Source organism: Rhizobacter sp. P1_G5 (genome assembly GCF_056405435.1).
In genome coordinates, this window is record NZ_JBFUCB010001156.1 from 1 (window position 1) to 687 (window position 687).

The window sequence follows — 687 nt, forward strand, 5'->3', positions numbered from 1 at the left end:
CCCACAAGGACCTCGGCGCCGAAGTGCAGGCCGGCAAGTTCCGCCAGGACTTGTACTACCGCCTCAACGTGATCCAGATCCGCGTGCCGCCGCTGCGCGAGCGGCTCGAAGACCTGCCGTCGATCTGCGACCGCGTGCTCGACCGCATCGCGCGCGATGCCGGCGTGTCGCCCGCGCCGCGGCTCACGCGCGATGCGATGGTGCAGCTCAGCCGCTACAGCTTCCCCGGCAACGTGCGCGAACTCGAGAACCTGCTGCACCGCGCGGTCGCGCTGACGGTGGGCGACGTGATCGACGTGGCCGACCTGGGCGTCTCCGAGCTGGTGTTCAGCGACAGCGATGCCGCGGAGTTCGATGCGACGCCGGTGGTGTCGGCCAAGCCGGCCGCTGCGGCGGCGGCAGAGGCGGTGCGCGCACCGGTCGCGCCGGTGCAGGCGCCGCTGCCGAGCGACCTCGCGGCCTACCTCGACGACATCGAGCGCGACGTGCTCGAACGCGCGCTCGAGCGCTACCGCTACAACCGCACGGCGGCCGGCGCGAGCCTCGGGCTGTCGTTGCGCCAGATGCGCTACCGGATGGCCCGCCTGGGCGTCAACGTCGGGGGCACCGACGACCCGGTCGATGTCGAGCGCGGCGAACCCGGCTGAACCGGTTCGCGAGCCGGCCCCCGCCCTCACCGTGCTGCAG

At 72.8% G+C, this 687-nt stretch carries 1 protein-coding gene; it reads left to right on the forward strand.

Annotation, left to right across the window (positions count from 1 at the left end):
- On the forward strand, positions 1 to 647 hold a 647-nt coding region (locus AC1D12_RS34700; protein WP_477845584.1), incomplete at its 5' end, for an AAA-type ATPase lid domain-containing protein.
- Between the last annotated feature and the right edge of the window lie 40 nt (positions 648 to 687).